This is a genomic window from Azospirillum sp. UENF 211521 (assembly GCF_058780535.1).
In genome coordinates, this window is sequence record NZ_JBSNCF010000003.1 from 118,485 (window position 1) to 140,072 (window position 21,588).

General features: G+C 69.3%; 9 protein-coding genes. 7 read left to right on the forward strand and 2 right to left on the reverse strand.

Annotated features, from left to right (window positions below):
• Positions 1–462 precede the first annotated feature (462 nt).
• Positions 463–753 carry a hypothetical protein gene (locus tag ACWPN5_RS25480; RefSeq protein ID WP_492298144.1) on the reverse strand — a complete coding sequence of 97 codons (291 nt, stop codon included), beginning with the start codon at positions 751–753 and terminating at the stop codon, positions 463–465.
• Here ACWPN5_RS25480 and ACWPN5_RS25485 point away from each other — a divergent pair.
• The 6 genes from ACWPN5_RS25485 to ACWPN5_RS25510 all read left to right on the forward strand — a co-directional run bounded on the left by ACWPN5_RS25485 (position 737) and on the right by ACWPN5_RS25510 (position 18,791).
• Positions 737–2,785 (forward strand): DUF4347 domain-containing protein, encoded by a 2,049-nt coding sequence (locus tag ACWPN5_RS25485; protein ID WP_492298145.1) that lies wholly within the window; start codon positions 737–739, stop codon positions 2,783–2,785. The genes ACWPN5_RS25480 and ACWPN5_RS25485 overlap by 17 nt on opposite strands.
• Positions 2,782–12,399: a beta strand repeat-containing protein gene (locus ACWPN5_RS25490; protein WP_492298147.1), complete on the forward strand. Its 9,618-nt coding sequence runs from the start codon at positions 2,782–2,784 to the stop codon at positions 12,397–12,399. The genes ACWPN5_RS25485 and ACWPN5_RS25490 overlap by 4 nt, the downstream gene beginning before the upstream one ends.
• A 69-nt stretch (positions 12,400–12,468) precedes the next feature.
• Positions 12,469–14,304, forward strand: a complete 1,836-nt coding sequence (locus tag ACWPN5_RS25495; protein ID WP_492298149.1) for a TolC family protein — start codon at positions 12,469–12,471, stop codon at positions 14,302–14,304.
• 139 nt (positions 14,305–14,443) lie between these two features.
• Positions 14,444–15,232, forward strand: a complete 789-nt coding sequence (locus ACWPN5_RS25500) for an efflux RND transporter periplasmic adaptor subunit (protein ID WP_247888403.1) — start codon at positions 14,444–14,446, stop codon at positions 15,230–15,232.
• A complete protein-coding gene (locus tag ACWPN5_RS25505; RefSeq protein ID WP_492298151.1) occupies positions 15,222–16,586 on the forward strand; it encodes an efflux RND transporter periplasmic adaptor subunit in 1,365 nt (454 codons plus the stop codon). Before ACWPN5_RS25500 ends, ACWPN5_RS25505 begins: the two co-directional genes overlap by 11 nt.
• Positions 16,587–16,589: 3 nt before the next feature.
• A complete protein-coding gene (locus ACWPN5_RS25510; RefSeq protein ID WP_492298152.1) occupies positions 16,590–18,791 on the forward strand; it encodes a site-2 protease family protein in 2,202 nt (733 codons plus the stop codon).
• 15 nt (positions 18,792–18,806) lie between these two features.
• Here ACWPN5_RS25510 and ACWPN5_RS25515 read toward each other — a convergent pair whose 3' ends face one another.
• Positions 18,807–19,187 carry an RT0821/Lpp0805 family surface protein gene (locus tag ACWPN5_RS25515; protein WP_145687943.1) on the reverse strand — a complete coding sequence of 127 codons (381 nt, stop codon included), beginning with the start codon at positions 19,185–19,187 and terminating at the stop codon, positions 18,807–18,809.
• 346 nt (positions 19,188–19,533) lie between these two features.
• Between ACWPN5_RS25515 and ACWPN5_RS25520 the strand changes: the two genes are divergently transcribed.
• Positions 19,534–21,582, forward strand: a complete 2,049-nt coding sequence (locus ACWPN5_RS25520; RefSeq protein ID WP_492298154.1) for a mechanosensitive ion channel domain-containing protein — start codon at positions 19,534–19,536, stop codon at positions 21,580–21,582.
• Positions 21,583–21,588: the final 6 nt, after the last annotated feature.

Sequence of the window (21,588 nt, forward strand, 5' to 3'; positions counted from 1 at the left end):
GACAGTCCGCGTCCTCAGTGGCGAGCACCGGCATGGTCACGGCGTTCCGGACCTGTGACATCGGTGTGCGGTGTTTTGCACGCAAATGGTTGACGCCGCCAAGCCGTGCGCTCGCCAGGGGAGAAAGCGCGGCGTGAAAAGCATACCAACATATGCTTTCGTTTCAGCAATGAAATAGAGTTCGCTGTACAGAAACAAATGCGTCGATTTATGACGCTCTCCTCTCCCCAATGACGCGAATCGATGCAAATCGGTCGCCTCTTTTGCTGTCTTTATAGACACACGCGCTGTCAACCACTGCGAAAAGGTGGTACTCTTCTGCAAGCTATTCACTTTTTGGTGACTGCCTTCGGCTTACGGTCGGGCGGTGTCGCGTATGGCGGGAGACGGATGATGGCGCGCAAGCGTGGTTCGAACGGCAACGGTGAGACTGGGCGGCCCGGCAAGACGCATAAGCCGTCCTCATCGATGTTCGCGATGGCTCTCGAGCCGCGCTTCATGTTCGACGCTGCGGGTGCCGCCACCGCCGCGGAGGTCCATCATCAACCCGACCAGCCCGCGCCGGGCGACAAGGGCGCCGGCAAAGCCACCGATGCCGACAAGCTGGCCGATTGGGCCGTCAAGGAGTTCGACCGTTCCCGCCGCGGCGTCGCCTCCGGCGGCCTCCGCCCCGTCGCTCACCGAGCCCGCGGCGGTGACGGCGCGGCTCGCCGGGCTCCAGGGACCGGCCCGGTCGGTGGTGTTCGTCGACACCAGCGTGTCCGACTACCAGACGCTGCTCAAGGACATCGCGCCCGATGCCAAGGTCGTCCTGCTCGACCCCCAGCAGGAGGCGCTCGGCCAGATGGCGAAGGCGCTGTCGGGGATGTCCGGCCTTGATTCCGTCCAGGTCGTCAGCCACGGCAACGAGGGCCATCTCTACATCGCCGGCCGCGCCTATTGGGCGGACGGCTTGGCGAATCGCGCCCAGGATCTCCAGGCGATCGGCGCCGCGCTGAAGCCCGGCGGCGATCTTCTTTTCTACGCCTGCAATGTGGGCGCCGGTCAGGCGGGGCAGGAGTTCGTCCAGACGATCCATCGGCTCACCGGGGCCGACGTGGCGGTGTCCAGCGACGAGACCGGCAACGCCGCCGGCCAGAACTGGTCGCTGGAGGTGCAAAGCGGGGCCATCGAGGCGGCGACTCCCTTCGCCCGCGCATCCATGGAGACCTTCAGCGGCCGGCTGGGAACCGTTGTCGTCACCTCGGCAACCGGAACGACGGCGGGATCGTTGAACCATGCGATCACGAACGCGGCCGCCGGGGACGTGATCGAGTTCAGCTCGACGCTGGTGTCCAGCAAGATTTCCCTGGGCGTCACGACAAGTCTCCTGACAGCGGCGGCTCAGAACTTCACGATCAACGGCGACGTGGACGGCGACGGTATCGCCGACATCACGATCTCCGGCGCCAACACCGGCACCGTGCCCGCAACGACGGACTACCGGGGCATCCTCTTCAATGCGGCCGGCAAGACGTTGACGGTCAAGAACGTGATTATGGAGCGCTTTTATTCGGGCTCCGCCCTGCAGGGCCCGCTGACGGTGCAGAACGGGTCGCTCGAAGTGGATGGCGCGACCTTCAAGGACAACCTGAACAACGTCATCGTCACGACCACCGCGTCCACATCCGTGACGATCAAAAACTCGGTTTTTCGCGACAACACAGGTGTGGTGGTCGGTACGGCGGGCTTCGCGGTCGTCCGCACGCAGGTGAACGACACGCTGACGATCGAGAACAGTCTGTTTGCAGACAACAGCTACGTCATGAACATGGGCTCGAATTCGGCTCTCTATCCGGGCTCCATTATTGCGCAAACCCACAACACCGCTGCCTATACGGTAAACATACGCAACGTCACCATTGTCAACAACAGCTATGTTAACAATGATTCCGGCGCTACCAGTGTCAAGACGTCAGGCATCGGCACCTATTCCGGTGCATCGGCAACCGTGAACGTTTATAACACGATCATTGCGGGGAATTCCGGTAGCCTTGGCGGGACGAGTTTTGCCGATCCGAACGCCATCATTTACAACAGTGACAAGATCACTCTGAACGCAGGCAACAATTATCAGGGCGCCATCACCGGCAACGCGATCTTTGTCGACTCCACCAACGCCACAAAGAGCCTGCGCGATTATCGTCCGGCCTCGACCGCGACGACCTTCATCAACGCCGGCGATAGCAGCAACGCGAACCGCTACGGCGGCAGCTACGACATCCGCGGAATCGACCGCATCCGTGATGGTGCCCTCGACCTCGGCGCTTACGAGGTGCATTGGAACGCGGGCGATCCGACCGTCGACCTGAACGGGGCGGGCGCCGGCACAGGGGAGTCCGTCAGCACCTCCACCCCCGCTTCCGGCGTGCTGATCGCTCCAAACGCCGTTCTGGCCCAGACGGACAGCGACACCCGCCTGCTCGGCGCCACCATCGCCCTGTCCGGCACGTCGGACGGCGGCGCGGAAGTGCTGAGCATGCTGGCGGCCTCCGTGGCGACGGCCAAGACCTACGGCATCAGCGTCACCGGCAACGATACGTCGACGATCACCCTGCGGGGTGCGTCCAGCGTGGCGGGCTATCAGGCGGTGATCCAACTCATCCAGTACAAGAACACCGCCGGCAGCGCCACGGCGGGCACCCGTACCGCGACGGTCACCGTCAACGACGGCGAAACGACCAGCACCGCGCGGACCAGTTCCATCACCCTTGGGGGGGCTCACCCTCCAACGGTGCACCGGTGAACAGCGTGGTGCCGAATGTGAGCGGCACGGCGACGGTGGGCAACGCCCTGAGCGGTGGGACCGGCACCTGGACCGACCCCGACGGTGATTCGCTGAGTTACACCTACCAGTGGTACCGGGCCGACGACACCAACGGGACCAACGCAGCCTCGATCAGCGGAGCGACGGGCGCCAGCTACACGCTGACAACGTCCGACGCGCACAAGTATCTGCGCGTGGCGGTGGTCGCCAACGACGGCAACTCCAACACGACGACCGCCTATTCCGCCTACACCGAGATCACCAACAGCACGCCGGTGAACAGCGCGGTGCCGAGCGTGAGCGGCACGGCGACGGTCGGCAACGCGCTGTTGACCACCAACGGCACCTGGAGCGACGCGGACGGCGACAACCAGACCTACACCTACCAGTGGTACCGGGCGGACGACACCAACGGCACCAACGCGGCCTCGATCAGCGGGGCGACCAGCTCAAGCTACACGCTGGCGGCGGGTGACCTGAACAAGTACCTGCGTGTGGTGGTGACGGCGAACGACGGCAAGGGCGGCACCCAGACGGCGACGTCGGTGTACTCGTCGCAGGTGACGGCGGCGGGCAACGGCGCGCCGGTGAACACGGTTGCTCCGACCGTGTCTGGGACGGCGACGGTGGGCAACGCGTTGACCCGGGGGAACGGCACCTGGACCGACCCCGACGGTGATTCGCTGACCTACACCTACCAGTGGTACCGGGCGGACGACACCAACGGGACCAACGCAGCCTCGATCAGCGGAGCGACGGGCGCCAGCTACACGCTGACGACGTCGGACGCGCACAAGTACCTGCGCGTGGCGGTGGTTGCCAACGACGGCAACTCCAACACGACGACCGCCTATTCCACCTATACGGCGATCCTGAACAGCGCGCCGGTGAACAGCGCGGTGCCCAGCGTGAGCGGCACGGCGACGGTCGGCAACGCGCTGTCGACCACCAACGGCACCTGGAGCGACGCGGACGGTGATGGTCGCAGCTTCACCTACCAATGGTACCGTGCCGACGACACCAACGGCACCAACGCGGCCTCGATCAGCGGGGCGACCAGCTCGAACTACACGCTGACCACGTCGGACGCTCACAAGTACCTGCGCGTCGTGGTGACGGCCAACGACGGCAAGGGCGGCACGCAGACGGCGACCTCGGCCTACACCGAGATCACCAACAGTGCGCCGGTGAACAGCGCGGTGCCCAGCGTGAGCGGCACGGCGACGGTCGGCAACGCTCTGTCGACGACCAACGGCACCTGGAGCGACGCCGACGGCGACGGGCGGAGCTTCAGCTACCAGTGGTACCGGGCTGACGACACCAACGGGACCAACGCGGCCTCGATCAGCGGGGCGACCAGCTCGAACTACACGCTGACCACGTCGGACGCGCACAAGTACCTGCGCGTGGTGGTGACGGCCAACGACGGCAAGGGCGGCACGCAGACGGCGACCTCGGCCTACACCGAGATCACCAACAGCGCGCCGGTGAACAGCGCGGTGCCCAGCGTGAGCGGCACCGCGACGGTCGGCAACGCGCTGTCGACCACGAACGGCACCTGGAGCGACGCGGACGGCGACAACCAGACCTATACCTACCAGTGGTACCGGGCGGATGATACCAACGGCACCAACGCGGCCTCGATCAGCGGGGCGACCAGCTCAAGCTACACGCTGGCGGCGGGTGACCTGAACAAGTACCTGCGTGTGGTGGTGACGGCCAACGACGGCAAGGGCGGCACCCAGACGGCGACGTCGGTGTACTCGTCGCAGGTGACGGCGGCGGGCAACGGCGCGCCGGTGAACACGGTTGTTCCGACCGTGTCTGGGACGGCGACGGTGGGCAACGCGTTGACCCGGGGGAACGGCACCTGGACCGACCCCGACGGCAACTCGCTGACCTACACCTACCAGTGGTACCGGGCGGACGACACCAACGGCACCAATGCCGCCTCGATCAGCGGAGCGACGGGCGCCAGCTACACGCTGACGACGTCCGACGCGCACAAGTACCTGCGCGTGGCGGTGATCGCCAACGACGGCAACTCCAACACGACGACCGCCTATTCCGCCTACACCGCGATCACCAACAGCGCGCCAGTGAACAGCGTGGTTCCCAGCGTGAGCGGCACGGCGACGGTCGGCAACGCTCTCAGCACGACGAACGGCACCTGGAGCGACGCGGACGGTGACGGGCGGAGCTTCACCTACCAATGGTATCGGGCTGACGACACCAACGGCACCAACGCGGCCTCGATCAGCGGGGCGACCAGCTCGAACTACACGCTGACCACGTCGGACGCTCACAAGTACCTGCGCGTCGTGGTGACGGCGAACGACGGCAAGGGCGGCACCCAGACGGCGACCTCGGCCTACACCGAGATCACCAACAGCGCGCCGGTGAACAGCGCGGTGCCCAGCGTGAGCGGCACGGCGACGGTCGGCAACGCTCTCAGCACGACGAACGGCACCTGGAGCGACGCGGACGGTGACGGCCGGAGCTTCACCTACCAATGGTATCGGGCTGACGACACCAACGGCACCAACGCGGCCTCGATCAGCGGGGCGACCAGCTCGAACTACACGCTGACCACGTCGGACGCTCACAAGTACCTGCGCGTCGTGGTGACGGCCAACGATGGCAAGGGCGGCACCCAGACGGCGACCTCGGCCTACACCGAGATCACCAACAGCGCGCCGGTGAACAGCGCGGTGCCCAGCGTGAGCGGCACCGCGACGGTGGGCAACGCGCTGTCGACCACCAACGGCACCTGGAGCGACGCGGACGGTGATGGTCGCAGCTTCACCTACCAATGGTACCGTGCCGACGACACCAACGGCACCAACGCGGCCTCGATCAGCGGGGCGACCAGCTCGAACTACACCCTGACCACGTCCGATGCGCACAAATACCTGCGCGTGGTGGTGACGGCCAACGACGGCAAGGGCGGCACCCAGACGGCGACCTCGGCCTACACCGAGATCACCAACAGCGCGCCGGTGAACAGCGCGGTGCCCAGCGTGAGCGGCACGGCGACGGTCGGCAACGCTCTCAGCACGACGAACGGCACCTGGAGCGACGCGGACGGTGACGGCCGGAGCTTCACCTACCAATGGTATCGGGCTGACGACACCAACGGCACCAACGCGGCCTCGATCAGCGGGGCGACCAGCTCGAACTACACGCTGACCACGTCGGACGCGCACAAATATCTGCGCGTCGTGGTGACGGCGAACGACGGCAAGGGCGGCACCCAGACGGCGACCTCGGCCTACACCGAGATCACCAACAGCGCGCCGGTGAACAGCGCGGTGCCCAGCGTGAGCGGCACGGCGACGGTCGGCAACGCTCTCAGCACGACGAACGGCACCTGGAGCGACGCGGACGGCGATGGTCGCAGCTTCACCTACCAATGGTATCGGGCTGACGACACCAACGGCACCAACGCGGCCTCGATCAGCGGGGCGACCAGCTCGAACTACACGCTGACCACGTCGGACGCGCACAAATATCTGCGCGTCGTGGTGACGGCGAACGACGGCAAGGGCGGCACCCAGACGGCGACCTCGGCCTACACCGAGATCACCAACAGCGCGCCGGTGAACAGCGCGGTGCCCAGCGTGAGCGGCACGGCGACGGTCGGCAACGCTCTCAGCACGACGAACGGCACCTGGAGCGACGCGGACGGTGACGGCCGGAGCTTCACCTACCAATGGTATCGGGCTGACGACACCAACGGCACCAACGCGGCCTCGATCAGCGGGGCGACCAGCTCGAACTACACGCTGACCACGTCGGACGCGCACAAATATCTGCGCGTCGTGGTGACGGCGAACGACGGCAAGGGCGGCACCCAGACGGCGACCTCGGCCTACACCGAGATCACCAACAGCGCGCCGGTGAACAGCGCGGTGCCCAGCGTGAGCGGCACGGCGACGGTCGGCAACGCTCTCAGCACGACGAACGGCACCTGGAGCGACGCGGACGGTGACGGCCGGAGCTTCACCTACCAATGGTATCGGGCTGACGACACCAACGGCACCAACGCGGCCTCGATCAGCGGGGCGACCAGCTCGAACTACACGCTGACCACGTCGGACGCTCACAAGTACCTGCGCGTCGTGGTGACGGCCAACGATGGCAAGGGCGGCACCCAGACGGCGACCTCGGCCTACACCGAGATCACCAACAGCGCGCCGGTGAACAGCGCGGTGCCCAGCGTGAGCGGCACCGCGACGGTGGGCAACGCGCTGTCGACCACCAACGGCACCTGGAGCGACGCGGACGGTGACGGCCCGAGCTTCACCTACCAATGGTATCGGGCTGACGACACCAACGGCACCAACGCGGCCTCGATCAGCGGGGCGACCAGCTCGAACTACACGCTGACCACGTCGGACGCTCACAAGTACCTGCGCGTCGTGGTGACGGCGAACGACGGCAAGGGCGGCACCCAGACGGCGACCTCGGCCTACACCGAGATCACCAACAGCGCGCCGGTGAACAGCGCGGTGCCCAGCGTGAGCGGCACGGCGACGGTCGGCAACGCTCTCAGCACGACGAACGGCACCTGGAGCGACGCGGACGGTGACGGCCGGAGCTTCACCTACCAATGGTATCGGGCTGACGACACCAACGGCACCAACGCGGCCTCGATCAGCGGGGCGACCAGCTCGAACTACACGCTGACCACGTCGGACGCTCACAAGTACCTGCGCGTCGTGGTGACGGCCAACGATGGCAAGGGCGGCACCCAGACGGCGACCTCGGCCTACACCGAGATCACCAACAGCGCGCCGGTGAACAGCGCGGTGCCCAGCGTGAGCGGCACCGCGACGGTGGGCAACGCGCTGTCGACCACCAACGGCACCTGGAGCGACGCGGACGGTGACGGGCGGAGCTTCACCTACCAATGGTATCGGGCTGACGACACCAACGGCACCAACGCGGCCTCGATCAGCGGGGCGACCAGCTCGAACTACACGCTGACCACGTCGGACGCTCACAAGTACCTGCGCGTCGTGGTGACGGCCAACGATGGCAAGGGCGGCACCCAGACGGCGACCTCGGCCTACACCGAGATCACCAACAGCGCGCCGGTGAACAGCGCGGTGCCCAGCGTGAGCGGCACCGCGACGGTGGGCAACGCGCTGTCGACCACCAACGGCACCTGGAGCGACGCGGACGGTGATGGTCGCAGCTTCACCTACCAATGGTACCGTGCCGACGACACCAACGGCACCAACGCCGCCTCGATCAGCGGGGCGACCAGCTCGAACTACACCCTGACGACGTCGGACGCGCACAAGTATCTGCGCGTGGTGGTGACGGCCAACGATGGCAAGGGCGGCGTCCAGACGGCCCCGTCGACGTACACGGCGATCCTGAACAGCGCGCCGGTGCTGAGCACCGACGCGCGCAGCCTGACCACCATCGACGAGGATGCCACCGGCAACAACGGCGACACCGTGGCCTCCATCCTGGCCTCCGCCGGCACCGCCACGGATGTCGACGGCAATGCCCTGGGCATCGCGATCACCGCGACCGACACCGCCAACGGCACGTGGCAGTACAAGACCGGGGCCGGGAGCTGGACCGCCATCACCGGCGTCTCGGGCACGTCGGCCCTGCTGCTCGCCAGCACCGACCGTGTGCGCTTCGTGCCGAACACCGATTACAACGGATCGGTCGCCAACGGCATCACCTTCAAGGCGTGGGATCAGACCAGCGGTACGGCTGGGACCACGGTCGGCAACGACACCACCGCGAACGGCGGGCAGGGGGCGGGCCGTCAGTTCAGCACCAACAGCGCCACGGCGGGGCTCGCCGTGAGCGCGGTAAACGACGCTCCCGTGCTGACCGACACCGTCCTGACCCTGCCCAGCGTTGCCCAGGCCGCGGGTGCGCCCAACGGCGCCGTCGGCGTGGCCGTGTCGTCCCTGGTGGCGCTCGGCGCCAACGTGACCGATGTGGACAGCGGCGCCGTCACCGGCATCGCGCTGGTTGGCGTGGACGTGTCGGAAGGCGGCACTTGGTTCTACAGCACCGACGGCGGCTCCAGCTGGACCGCCGTCGGCACGGTGAACGACAGCGGGAACGCGCTTCTGTTGCGCACGACCGACCGGCTCTACTATCAGCCGACGGGTGCCAACGCGGGCATCCTCAGCGCGGCGATCACCTTCCGCGCCTGGGACCGGAGCAGCGGCACCGCCGGGACCAAGGTGGCGACGGCGGGCGGCGGCGGGACCTCGGCCTTCTCCACGGCCACGGACACCGCCAGCCTCGCGATCACCCCGGCGGCCCTGGCGAACACCTTGAGCCTCGCCCCCGGCTCGGACACGGGCATCAGCAATTCCGACAACATCACCAAGGCGAGCAGCGTTACCTTCGACGGCAGTGGCGCCAACGCCAACACGACCGTGCGGCTCTACGCCAACGGTTCGCTGCTGGCGACCGCCACCGCCGACGCGTCGGGCGTCTACAGCTTCACCGGCGTCGACGTGTCCGGGTTCAACGGTGCGGTTGACTTCACCGTGCGCCAAGCGATCGCCGGGATGGAGAGCACCGATTCCGCCACGCGGACCGTCACTTTCGACCGCACGGCGCCGACCGTCGCGATCACCGCAGTGACGGGCGACAATGTGCTGAACGCCGCGGAAAGCGCGGTGCCCCAGACGGTGGCCGGCACCACGACCGGGGTCGAGGACGGCCAGACGGTCACGGTGACGCTGAACGGCAAGACCTACAGCGCGACGGTGACCAACAACGCCTGGAGCCTCGCCATCCCCTCCGCCGACCTGCAGGGCCTGACGGACGGCGGCACATACGCCATCACCGCCGATCTGACGGACGTGGCGGGCAACGCCGCAGTCCAGGCGACGCGCAGCATCCTGGTCGACCGCACCACGCCGCTTCTCGCCATCGCCACCGTGGCGGGCGACAATGTGCTGAACGCGGCGGACAGCGCCGTGGGGCAGACGGTGTCGGGCGTCACCAACGGTGTCGAGGACGGTCAGACGGTCACGGTAACGCTGAACGGCAAGACCTACAGCACGACGGTGACCAGCAACCGCTGGAGCCTGACCGTCCCGTCCGCCGACCTGCTGGCGCTGACCGACGGCGCCAGCTACACCATCACCGCAAGCCTCAGCGACTCGGCGGGCAACCCGATCCAGGCGACGCGCAACGTGTCGGTGGACCGCACGCCGCCGTCGGTGGTCAGCGTCACGCCTCCGCCGGCGCGGACCTATCTGCCGGGCGATACGGTGAGCTTCTTCGTGCAGCTCAGCGAAGCGTCGATCATCAACGGCGGCGCTCCGGTTCTCGAGCTGGCGGTGGGCAGCGATATCCGCAATGCCGCCTACAACGCGGCGGGCAGCACCGCTACGCTGCTGCGGTTCGACTACGTCGTTCCGGTCGGCGACCGCGCGCCGCAGGGCATCGCGGTGCTGGGGCTGGCGCTGAACGGCTCCATCGTGACGGACGCGGCCCAGGGGCCGCTGGTGACGACCCTGAAGGGGGTGGGCGACACCAGCCAAGTGCGCATCGACACCCCGATCCCGGCGAAGCCCGTCGGGACGGCGCTGAGCGGCCTGTCCGACTCCGGCGCGTCGGCGACGGACCGGCTGACCAACGTGACGAGGCCGACTCTGTCCGGCACCGCCGAGCCGAACGCCACGGTCACCGTGCTGGTGGACGGCAAGGCGGTTGGAACCACGGTGGCCGACGAGAACGGCTTCTGGGTCCATCGCCTCCAGACGGCGCTGACCGATGGAACCCACAGCGTTACGACCACGGCGACCAACCGGTTCGGCATCGTCAGCGATCCGTCCGACGCGCTGGTCGTGGTGATCGACACCGCGGTGCCGGTGACGCCCGCGCCGTCGGTGACCAGCGCCACCGTCGCCGGTGCCACGGCGGGCGAGCGCATCTCCGGGATGGCGACGCCGACCCTCGCCGGAACGACGGAGGCCGGCAGCACGGTCAGCCTGCTGGTCGACGGCAAGGTTGCCGGAACGGCGGTCGCCGACGCCAACGGCGCCTGGACCTTCCAGTTCACGGCGGCGTTGGCCGACGGCACGCACAGCCTCCAGGTGCAGGCCACCGATCGGGCGGGCAACGTCAGCAGCCTGTCGGCGGCCACCACCCTGACCATCGACACCACGCCGCCGGCCGCCCCGACGGTCACCCTGAACACCACCGCCGGCAGCACGCCGGTCGTGCAGGGCACCGCCGAGGCGAACAGCCTGATCAGCGTGACGATCAACGGGCAGGCGGTCGGCACCGCGCGCGCCGGCGCGACTGGTTCGTGGCAGCTGGCGCTGGCCGCTGACCTGAGCGTCGGCAGCTATGTGATCTCGGCCAAGGCGAGTGACGCCGTGGGCAACACCGGCAACGCCGGCACGACCACCTATTCGGTCGCGCCGCCTCCGCCACCGCCGGTCGTGGTGGTCGCCGCCTCCACCGGGAACACGACGACGGCGGCGTCCTCGTCCAACTCCGCGGTGGGAGCGGCGACCGGGACGGGGCTAACGCAGACGACCGGTCCGACTCTGGGCACCGCGCCGACCCTGCCCGGCCTGCAGACGAGCAGCGACGCGGGCCGCGTCATCACCAGCTCGTCGATCAGCAGCGGGGGCGCCGCCGGCAACGGGAACAGCAGCACGGACGCCGGGCGTTCGATCACCATCGGCGCCATCGGCAACTCGACCAGCAGCGATGCCGGGCGTTCGATCACCATCTCGGCGATGGGCGGGGCGCCCTCCGGCGGCGGCACGGCGAGTTCGTCCAGCGGGGTTCTGGGCGGCGGCACCGGCGGAGCGAGCAATTCGGGGTTGAGCGGTGTCGTCAGCGGCGGCGGCGGCCTCGGGGGCGCTCTGGGCGGCGGCGTTGGTGGCGGTTCGACTCTGGGTGGGTCAAGCCTGGGCGGCTCGGGTTTGGGCAATTCGGGCCTGGGCGGCGCCGCTGCGGGCGGGCTCGGCGCCGGTCCGGGTGCCGGCTCCGGCGGCGCGTTCGGCGGTCCGGCGGGTGGCGTTTCGGGCGCTGGCCTTGGCACCGGCGGGCCGGCGACGGGTGGACCGGCGGCCGGCGGCGCGGCGACGGGCGCCGGAACGGGCAACGGCGGTCTGAACGGCGGCGTCGGCCCGGGCAGCGCGGCCGGAGCGGCCTCCGGCGGTGCTCCTGGCGGCCCCGCGGCCCCGGGCGGTCCCGGCACCGCGGCCGGTGGGCTGGGCAGCGCCCCGGGCAACCGGCCCGGCGGCCAGACGGGCCCCAGCTCCACCATCGAGAACGCGCCGGGCAACCGGCCCGCCAATTCGGCTGCCCCGCAAGGTCGGTCGCAGGGGCAAGGCCAGCCGCAGGGGCAGCCGCCGGCCGGCGACGCGCCGTCGGGCGGTGACCCCGGCTCCGCTCCGCCGGCGCCGGACGGGCAGGCGCCGGCTCCCGGTCCGCGCGCCGACCTCGACGGGACCTCGTTGGCTCGCCCGGCCTTCTCCCGTCAGGTCGCCCAGATCCATGGCGCCGCCGACGCCCAGAGCGCGGCGTTGCTCGCCGCGCTCACCACGCATGTTCCTCCGGGAAGCCGGGCGGCCTAGCGCCGTCCGCGCCTTCCATCGCCGCCTTCCCCGCTTGAGCTTTTCTTTCCAAATGGATTGCCGACGAGAATGACCCGGTTCGCTTCCTTCCCCCGGCCGCGGGGCCACAAGGCCCGCGCGTCCTTCGCCCTGGCGGCCGTCGCGCTGGTCGCCAGCGGATGCTCCATCAGCCCGAAGCCGCTGACCGATGACGAGAACGTGTCCCGCCTCCGCGAGGACATGTCGGTCATCATGTCGCCGCAGGAGCCGATCGCCGGCCCGGTGTCGATGCACGAGGCGATGGCGCGGGCCATCAAGTACAACCTCGACGAACGTGTGAAGCTGATGGAGATGGCGGTCGCCAACCAGCAGCTCGACCTGTCGCGGTTCGACATGCTGCCGCGCCTCGTGGCGGGGGCGGGCTACACCGGACGCGACAACGAATCCGGGTCGGAAAGCCTCAACCTCGCCACCGGCCGCCGCACCGGCGAGAGCACCACGGCCACCGACCGGCACCGCCGGACCGCCGACCTGGGCTTCACCTGGAACATTCTCGATTTCGGCGTCAGCTATCTGCGCGCCCGCCAGAACTCCAACCTCGTCCTGATCGCCGACGAGCGGCGGCGCCGCGTCGTCCAGGGCATCCTGCAGGACGTCCGCACCTCCTACTGGCGCACGGTCGCGGCGGAGCGGCTGCTGAAGCGGATCGAGCCGCTGGAGAAGCGGATCGAGGCGGCGCGCAAGAACGCGAACGCCCTGGAAGCCCAGCGCGTCCAGGCACCGCTGCAGACCCTGTCCTATCAGCGGGCGCTGGTCGACACGCTGCGCCAGCTGCAGACGCTGCGGCGCGAGCTGGTTGCCGCCAAGTCCCAGCTCGGCGCTCTGATGGGCCTGCCGCCGGGTGAGAACTTCACCATCCAGATGCCGCCGGACGTTGGCGGCAAGGATGTCCCGGCGATCACCGCCTCGGTCGAGTCCCTGGAAAGCTACGCGCTCCTCAACCGTCCGGAGCTGCTGGAGGAGTCCTACAACGCCCGCATCACCGCCGACGAGACGCGCCGCGCCCTGCTGAAGCTGCTGCCGGGCATCGACCTGAACGCCGGCCTGCACTACGACAGCAACAGCTTCCTTCTGAACCAGCGCTGGGCCGATTACGGAGCGCGGGTGTCGTGGAACATTCTGTCCCTGGCCGCCGCGCCGGACACCCACGCCTTCTCCAAGGCGCAGGAGGAGCTGGTCGCCTTCCGCCGTCAGGCGCTGAGCGTGGCGGTGCTGAGCCAGGTGCGCGTGGCGATGGTGCAGTTCCGCGAATTGGCGCAGGAGTTCTCGCTCAACGCCGAACAGGCCTCGATCGACCGCCGCATCCGGCAGCAGTACGTCAACAGCAGCACGGTCGGCCAGCAGGGCGACATGAGCGTGATCCAGGCCGAGGTGTCGGAGCTGGTTTCCGACCTGCGGCGCGATCTCGTCTACGCCGACCTGCAGAACGCCTACGCCCGCGTCATGGTGTCGGCGGGCGTCGATCCGATGCCGGAGGCCGTGCCGTCCCAGGATCTCGCGACCCTGCGTCAGGCCGTGTCCGACGGGCTGGGCGCCTGGCAGCAGAAGGCCGGAGGCACGGCGCGCCTCCAGGACCTCCTGGTTCCCGCGACGACCTCCGAAAAGGCCCCGTCGGAGAAGGCTCCGGTCGCGACGGTGGCCGAGCCGAAGACCGCCCCGGTCGCCGCCCGCGGCGACGAACCGGCGGAGCGCAAAGCGGCGGCGCCGGAGCGCGTGACGGTGGCGGACCTGCCGCAGCCGCCGGCCGCCTCGATGACCACGCCGATGACGGTGTCCTACAGCCCGTCCACCCGCTCGGAGCCGGTGAAGGTCTATTCGGTGCCGACGAGCGCTCTGGCTCCGCTGGGGCGCCCCTCCGCGCGCTGACGCCGATGGGGCGGCGCACCGGCGCCGTCCCCTTTCGGCTGTGCCGGTGCGCCGGTGCTGAAACAAATAAGCGTACAGAACCGCTTGCCATCCCTGGATCGTTGCGCTTCCGAAGCAAAGGGTGCAGAAAATCTCTGCCATGATGTGCCGATTTCGCCCCTCACGTATCCTCGCCGCGCTGTCTATCGCGCTGGTTCCTCTGCCGCTTGCCGCCGCTGATCCGGCGCCGGCTCCCGAAGGCGGCGTGCGCGCGCTGATCGAGGCGCGTCAGCACGCCGTGCTGTCCAGCGAGATCGCCGGGCGCATCGGGCGGATGACCGTGGAGGCGGGGCAATCCTTCAAGGCGGGCCAGACGCTGGTCGCCTTCGACTGCAGCCATTACCAGGCGGCGGTCGATGCGGCCCGCGCCAACCTGCGCGCCGCCGACGTCACGGTGCGGCAGAGCCGCCGGCTGGAGCAGCTGAAGTCCATCGGCGGAGCCGAGGTGGAGATGGCCGAGGTCAAGGCCGAAGCCGCCCGCGCCGATCTGCGCAAGGCGGAGATCGAGGTCCGCCGCTGCGACGTGAAGGCCCCCTTCGACGGCAAGGTGGTGGAGCAGCGGATCCGCGAGCATGAGTCGGTCCCCGCCGGCACGGCCCTGCTCGAAGTGCTGTCCGATCGCGATCTGCGGGTGGAACTGATCGTTCCGTCCTCCTGGCTGGTCTGGCTGAAGGCCGGCCAGCGGTTCGAACTGCGCATCGACGAGACGGGCGAGGCTCTGGACGGCGAGGTGACCCTGATCGGCGCCCGCGTCGATCCGGTCAGCCAGTCGCTGAAGGTGACGGGCAAGCTGCAGGCCGACAAGCAGGGCAACGCCGCGAACCTGGTCGCCGGCATGAGCGGAACCGCCCGCTTCAATGCGCCGGAGGAGGCCAAAGGTGCCCGATGACGTCACATCCGTCCGGATGGAAGTAGCCAACCCGCTGAACAGCCTCCTGCTCCTCCTGAACCTGCAGCAGGAGGCCCGGCAGGCCCAGAACCCGGAAGCGCTGCGCTTCCTGCTGGTGAACCAGACGCGGCGGATGATCGCCTACCAGCAGGCGGTCTTCCTGACCCTCGCGCCGTCCGGCAAGGCGCGGCTGGAGGCGGTGTCCAACATCGCGGTTCCGGAACGCGACGCTCCCTTCACCCGCTGGCTGGAGGCGGCCGCGACGGCCATCGCCGCCGGAGCGGAGGCGCACAGCCTGCACGGCATCGCGCCCACGGAGGTGCCCCCCGCACTGGCCCGCGAGTGGGGGCAGTGGGGGCCGGCTCAGGCGTTGTGGGTGCCGCTGCCGGCGCCGGACGGCACGGTCGCGGCGGTTTTGTGGCTGGCGCGTGACGACGCGTGGACGGACGGGGAGAAGGTGCTGCTCGCGCAGCTTTCCGGTGGCTATGGGCACGCCTGGTGGGCGTTGACCCGGGCCGGGCGCCGCTCCACCATGCGGGCGCGCAAGGGGGTGTGGGCGCTGGCGGTGGTGGCGGTCCTGGCGGCGGTCCTGGCCATCCCGGTGCCGCAATCGACCTTGGCCCCGGCGGAGGTGGCGCCGCGCGATCCGCTGATCGTCAGCGCGCCGCTGGAGGGCGTGATCGAGCGCTTCCACGTCCAGCCGAACGAACCGGTGACCACCGGCCAGCCGCTGTTCACCTTCGAAGCGACGGTACTGAAGAGCCGCCTGGAGGTGGCGCGCAAGGCGCTGGCCTCGGCGGAGGCGGAACTGCTGACGGCTTCGCAGGGGGCCTTCACCGATCCGCTGAGCAAGGCGCGCATCGCCCAGTTGAAGACCCAGGTGGAGCTGCGGCGGGCGGAGATGGACTTCGCCCGCGATCTGATGGACCGCGTCACCGTGAAGGCCGAGCGCACGGGCATCGCCGTCTTCACCGACGCCAACGACTGGCTGGGCAAGCCGGTGGCGGTTGGCGAGCGCATCCTGACCCTCGCCGATCCGCAGGCCGCGGAGGTGGATGTGCATGTGCCGGTGAACGACGCGATCGTGCTCCAGGAGGGGGCGGTGGTCAGCCTCTATCTGAACGTCGATCCCCTGCGCCCGCTCCGCGCAACCGTCTCGCACGCCAGCTACGAACCGGGGCTGACCCAGGGCGGTGTCCTGGCCTACCGCGTCCGTGCCGATCTGGCGCCGGACCAGCCGACCCCGCGCATCGGGTTGCGCGGCACCGCCAAGATCCAGGGCGAGCGGGTGCCGCTGGCCTTCTACCTGTTCCGCCGCCCGCTGGCGGCGTTGCGCCAGACCGTGGGGCTCTGAGCCATGGGCGCCGCCGCCATCGGCATGACGACGGGGCCGGCGGTGGTCACGCCGGCGGACCCGCTGGACAGCGTGCGGCTGGCGCCGCTGCGCGAGGACCTGCAACTGTTGCCGGCGCCGCCGGCGGCGGACGGGTCGCCCTGCTGGACGATCCACGATCCGGTGCGCAACCGCTACTTCCGCATCGGCCACGGCGCCTTCGAGGTCATCGCCCGCTGGCATCACGGATCGCCTCGCGCCATCGCCGCCGCGGTGGCCGCCGAAACGGTCCTGGAGCCGGAGGCGGAGGATGTCGTCGGCCTCTACAAGTTCCTGGTCTCCAGCAACCTGACCCAGGGCGCCGACGTCGATTTCCTGGCGAAGCAGACGGCGGCGCGGCGCACGTCCTGGTGGATGTGGCTGCTGCACAATTACCTGTTCTTCCGCATCCCGCTGGTCCGTCCCGACGCCTTCCTCAACGCGACGGTGCGCTACGTGGCGCCCTTCTACAGCCGCGGCTGGCTGTGGACGGTGATCGGCGCGGGAATTCTCGGCATCATCCTGGCAATGCGCCAGTGGGACAGCTTCGCCCACACCTTCCTGCATTTCTTCACGCCGGAGGGCATGGCCTTCTACGGCCTGACCCTGCTGGTGACCAAGACACTGCACGAGCTGGGGCACGCCTACACCGCGAAGCGGTTCGGCTGCCGGGTGCCGACCATGGGGGCGGCCTTCCTGGTGTTGTGGCCGGTGCTCTACACCGACACCAGCGATGCGTGGCGGCTTGTCTCCCGCCGCGCCCGGCTGCACATCGCAGCGGCCGGGATGCTGACCGAACTGGCGCTGGCCGCCTTCGCCACGCTGGCCTGGAGCTTCCTGCCCGACGGGCCGCTGCGCAGCGCCGCCTTCTTCGTGGCGACGGTGAGCTGGGTGACGACCCTGACCATCAACCTCAGCCCCTTCATGCGGTTCGACGGCTATTATCTGCTGGCCGATGCGCTGGACGTTCCGAACCTGCAGGACCGCGCCTTCGCGCTGGCCCGCTGGCGGCTGCGGGAATGGCTGTTCGGCCTGGGCGACGAGGTGCCGGAGCGGTTCGATCCGTGGATGCACCGGGTGATGCTGGTCTACGCCTTCGCCACCTGGGTCTACCGGCTGGTGCTGTTCATCGGCATCGCGGTGCTGGTCTATCACGTCTTCATCAAGGTGTTGGGCATCGTGCTGTTCGCGGTGGAAGTCGGCTGGTTCATCCTGCGCCCGTTCTTCAACGAGGCGGCGGCCTGGTGGGAGCGGCGGGGCAGCTTCAGGCTCAACCGCAACCTCCTGATGACCCTGGGCGGCCTGACCGCACTGCTCTGGCTGGCCTTCATGCCGGTCACCGGAACCATCGCCGTGCCGTCGGTGTGGCGGGCCGAGGGGTTCTCGACCCTGTTCGCCCCGGTGCCGTCCCGCGTTGCCGAAGTGCTGGTCCAGCCCGGCCAGCGCGTGGCCGCGGGCGATCTGCTCTTCCGTCTGGAAGCCCCGGAGCTGACCAGCAAGCTGCAGCAGTCGGAACTGCGCATCGCGCTGGCCCAGGACCGCATCGACCGCATGCTGGCCGCCCGCGACGGGCTGGACCGTGTGCGCGTGATGGAGGAGGATCTGGCCGCCGGGCTGGCCGACCGGCAGGGACTGCTGGACGGTCTCGCCCGGCTGGAGATCCGCGCGCCCATCGCCGGGAAGGTGGTGGACGTCGCCGACGCGCTGCGCCCCGGGCGCTGGGTGGGGCCGTCGCTGGCGCTTGGCCAGATCGTCGCCGACGGCGGCGGCGAGCTGGTCGGCTATGTCGCCGAGAACGACCTCACCCGCGTCGCGGTCGGGGCGGAGGCGGTCTTCCATGCCGACGATCCGCTGCGCCCCCGCATGCCGGCGCGGGTGACGGCGGTGGACCGGGTGAGCGTGAAGGGGCTGGACGTTCCCGCCCTGGCCTCGCTCCACGGCGGTCCGATCGCCGTGGACAGCCAGACCGGCCCCTCGATGGGGCGGACGAACACCGAAGCCGCGCGCTCCAACCTGAAGCCGCTGGAGGCGGTCTACCGGGTGACCCTGGCGCCGCTGGACCGGACGCAGGCGGCACCCGCCCACCAGATGCGCGGCGTGGCCCGCGTGGACGGCGAGGCGCGCAGCCTGGCCGACCGCTTCTGGCGCACCGCGCTGGCCGTGCTGATCCGCGAAACCGGGTTCTGAAGGGCCGAGCGACGGTCAGGGCGCGATCGCCCACCGCCCATTGGGCATCTTGCAGAAGGTCAGCGTGTAGGGCTGGACGGTGCGCCGGATGAAGTTGGCCTGAACGTCCCCGCAGGGTGCGCCGTCGCGCTCGTGGACCCTCTGCACGGTGACGTCGCCGCGCACCCCGGTCTTCGGGTTGTTCCACTCGGTGCGCCGTCCCGCCTCCATGGGGGTCAGGGCATCGCCCAGCGCCTTGCGGAACAGGTCCCAATCCTCGTCCGTCAGATCCACCCCGCCGCGCCCGCCGAGAAACAGGCCGAACTGCGCCTGCGCCGGGGCGGCTGCGGCCAGCGTCAGCGCCAGAGCGACGGCGGGAAGCCCGAAGGCGAAGGAGAGGATGGGTAAAAGGCGCATGCGGCGGTTCCTTATGACCGTTTTCGAATCCGGGCATTCTAGGAACGATTTAGGATGACCGCATGTGAAGGCAGGTCACGAACCGGGCTGTTACGGTAACATACGCTCCACCCATCGGCGGGCGGCGGCCTCTGGCCGTTTTCATGCTCCGGCCATGCACCGCGATCTTCCAAAGTCCAGGATCACGGTGCGCGTTCCGCCGCAGGACCGTCCGATAGGCAACGGTAACGTACTGGCTTCCTCATCGAGGGACAGACGAGCGTTTCCCATTGTCGGTCCACGTCATCGGCGCGGACTTTTCCGCCCGATGGGCACCGCTCCGTCGCTCTCCGGCAGGATGGCCCCTATGAACGAAGATGCGGGGACGCGCCGCAGGTTGGCCCGGTGGCCGGCCCTTGCCTTGCTTGCCGCCCTGCTGTTTGCCGCCTCGCCGTCCGGATGGGCCGCGGCGCAGACGCCCGATGCCCACGCGCCTGCGGCCGGCGGGCCGGCGACGGCGCTGGAGGTGTATGCCGAGCGGCTGGAGGCGGTCGCCGCCACCTATCCACAGCTTCCCACGATCCTGTCGGACGCCTTCGCCCGCCCCAACGGGCGGGAGGCGGCGGTGAACCCGCTGCGCCTGCTGCGCGGCCTGCTGATCCTCTTCGCGGCGGGGACGGCCGCGCTGCTGCTGACGAGCCGGGTCCTGGCGGGGCCGCTCCGCAAGCTGGAGGCGGACGGCGGGGCACCGCTGCTGACCGGCGCGTTGCGCTTCGTGCTGGGGTTGGTGCCGGTGGGCGCCTTCGCGCTCGGCGTGCTGGTCGTCTACGCGATCGTCCGCCCGCCGCATCCCGCGGCCCCGGCCGTCCTTCTGGCGGTGCTCCAGGCGGCGCTGACCGTTCTGCTGACCGACCGGCTGATCCGCTTCCTCTGCGCGCCGAGGCGCCCCAAGCTGCGCCTGATCCCGCTGGAGGACGCCGACGCGCGCGCCCTGCACCGCACGGGCGTGGTCACCGTGACGTTGGCCGCGACGGTGCTCGGGCTGATCGATCTTCTGCTGGCGTTGGGGGTCGGTGGCAACGCCATCGTCGCGATCGGCCTGCCGCTGAGCACCGTGCCCTTCCTGTATCTGCTGTACCGTGTGTGGCGCGGGCGTGCTCCGGTGGCGCGGGCCATCGCCCGCCCATTGGGCGTCGAGGTGAAGGACCACCCCACGCTGGGATTGTGGGCAGTTGTGGCGTCGGTCTATCTCGTCGCCTTGTGGCTGGTCGTCGCGGCGGCGGCGGTGCGGCTGGAGCCGGCGACAGGGCCGCGGATGCTCGCCAGCCTGCTTGTGGCGTTGGCCGTGCCGGCCATCGCGCTGATGGCCCAACGCCCCCTCGCGCGCTTCTACCGGGGGGAGGAGACGGAGGCGGGGAAGGCCGCGGTGGCGCGGGTGATGCGGGCGCTGTGGTTGGCCCTGTTCGTCGTCGGCGTCTTCGCCACCGCGGCCATCTGGGGATTCCGGGTGGAGCAGGCGACCGGAGCGACCGGCATCGCCCTGCGGCTGCTGTTCAACGTGACGGTCGTGCTTCTGCTGGGCTACGTCGCCTGGACGATGGTGGTGCGGGCGATCGACCGGACGCTGGAGGAGGCCCGGCACGACGGGGTGTCGTCGCGCGGGCAGCGGCTGGCGACGCTGCTGCCGCTGCTGCGCAAGTTCCTTCAGGTCGTGCTGGTCGCCATCGTCGTCATGATCGTCCTCTCCTCGCTGGGCATCGAGATCGGGCCGCTGCTCGCCGGGGCGGGGGTGGTCGGCATCGCCATCGGACTGGGCGCGCAATCGACCATTGCCGATATCCTGGCCGGCGTCTTCTTCCTGCTGGAGGACGCGTTCCACATGGGCGACTATGTGGAGGTCGGCAACCTGCGCGGCACGGTGGAAGGCATTTCCCTGCGCTCGCTGAAGCTGCGCCACCACCGCGGTGCGGTGCACACGCTGCCCTTCGGCCAGATCAAGGCGCTGACCAACTACAGCCGCGACTGGGCGCTGATGCGCCTGGAGTTCCGTGTCCCACCGGAGACCGACATGGGGCTGGTCAAAAAGCTGGTGAAGGACGTCGGCAAGGAGCTGTCCGCCGATCCGGAGATGGGGCCGAGCTTCATCGAACCGTTGAAGTCCCAGGGCGTGCGGCGGGTGGAGGACGACGCGGCGATCATCGGCGTCAAGTTCATCACCAAGCCCAACGAGCAGTTCGTCATCCGGCGCGAGGCGTACCATCGCCTGATCCGCGCCTTCCAGGACCACGGCATCCATCTGGTCGGGCGCGGCGTGGTGGTGCGGGTGGACGATCCGGACGCCGCAAACCGGATCATCGGCTTCGCCGCCGCCCAGGCCATGAATGGCACCGGCAAGGAGAGCGGAGCCGCGGAGTGACGCCCG

What these genes read in the sequence shown, in the direction of transcription:
- ACWPN5_RS25510 (WP_492298152.1), top strand. Translation starts at nt 16,590, where the DNA reads ATGGGCGCCGCCGCCATCGGCATGACGACGGGGCCGGCGGTGGTCACG.
- ACWPN5_RS25495 (WP_492298149.1), top strand. Translation starts at nt 12,469, where the DNA reads ATGACCCGGTTCGCTTCCTTCCCCCGGCCGCGGGGCCACAAGGCCCGC.
- ACWPN5_RS25515 (WP_145687943.1), bottom strand. Translation starts at nt 19,187, where the DNA reads ATGCGCCTTTTACCCATCCTCTCCTTCGCCTTCGGGCTTCCCGCCGTC.
- ACWPN5_RS25500 (WP_247888403.1), top strand. Translation starts at nt 14,444, where the DNA reads ATGATGTGCCGATTTCGCCCCTCACGTATCCTCGCCGCGCTGTCTATC.
- ACWPN5_RS25520 (WP_492298154.1), top strand. Translation starts at nt 19,534, where the DNA reads ATGAACGAAGATGCGGGGACGCGCCGCAGGTTGGCCCGGTGGCCGGCC.